This window comes from Brucella tritici (assembly GCF_008932295.1).
Taxonomy (GTDB): domain Bacteria; phylum Pseudomonadota; class Alphaproteobacteria; order Rhizobiales; family Rhizobiaceae; genus Brucella; species Brucella tritici.
This window is the reverse complement of record NZ_WBWA01000075.1, coordinates 1-1,232: the sequence shown is the minus strand read 5'-3', so window position 1 is coordinate 1,232 and position 1,232 is coordinate 1. Positions and strand designations below refer to the sequence as shown.

The following is a 1,232-nucleotide window of genomic DNA, read 5'->3' as shown; positions in this document are numbered from 1 at the left end:
ATCAAAATCGCGCGTAGATCATTAACATTCGTGCCGGTAGGCCCCGGTACGAACAGATCGTTGATGGCGTCGAATGCCGTCCATGCATCATTGGCATTGAGCCGCGCCGCGCCATCCTCGCCCGCTTTTTGCAGACGCGAAACAGTGGAACCATCGGCGAAAGCACCGGCATTGTTCTCCGAACCGTCGATGCCATCGGTGTCTGCGGCCAGCGCATGGATGTTTTCATAGCCATCAATATCGAGAGCAAAAGACAGCAGAAACTCGCTGTTACGCCCACCCTTGCCGCCCTTGCCGCGAATGGTGACGGTCGTTTCACCGCCTGACAGAATGACCACCGGCTTTTTGAACGGGCGGTCACGGTCAGCCACTTCGCGGGCAATCGCTGCATGAACATGCGCCACTTCCCGCGCCTCGCCTTCCATCGCATCGGAGAGTATCACTGCTTCGACGCCATGACGCGCTGCTTCCTTCACCGCCGCTTCCAGCGAAACGGCAGCGGACGCAATGACGCGCACTTCATTGCCCGCAAAAACCTTGTCGTCCGGCTTTGGCGCATGGGCGGATTCGCTCTTGATGTGCGCAAGCACCGCTTCTGGCAGGTCGAGCCGATAGCGTTCGATGATCTTCAAAGCTTCATCGCGGTTTGTCTCGTCCGGCACAGTCGGGCCGGAAGCCACGAAGGCCGGATTGTCGCCCGGAATATCCGAGACAACGAGCGAAAAGACCTTTGCCGGATGCGCGGCTGCTGCCAGCCTGCCGCCCTTGATCGTCGACAGATGTTTGCGAACCGCATTCATGGCCGAAATCGGCGCACCGGATGCGAGCAGCACCTTGTTGACGGCGATTTCGTCCTCAAGCGTCAGCCCTTCCGGCGGCGACGGCAGCAAGGCAGACCCACCACCGGAAACAAGCGCCACCACGAGGTCATCTTCCGTCAGGTTCGACACTGCATCGAACAGCCGCTTCGAGGCTTGAAGTCCTGCTTCATCAGGAACCGGATGCGCGGCCTCTATGATCTCGATACGCTCGCAGGGCGCGCCATAGCCGTAACGTGTGACCACCACACCCTCCAGCGGAGCATCGTTTTTTTCGGCCCAGGCGCGCTCGAAAGCCGCCGCCATCTGCGCCGATCCCTTACCCGCACCGATGACAATCGTGCGTCCCTTCGGCTTGGCCGGAAGATTGGCGCGGATCACAAGTTCAGGATCGGCAGCCGCGACAGCGGCATC

1 protein-coding gene is annotated in these 1,232 nt (G+C 60.3%); it reads right to left on the bottom strand.

The window, feature by feature from the left end; translation table 11 throughout:
• The coding region (locus F9K91_RS25460; RefSeq protein ID WP_151679067.1) for a glycerate kinase type-2 family protein at nt 1-1,232 on the bottom strand (1,232 nt) is incomplete at both ends.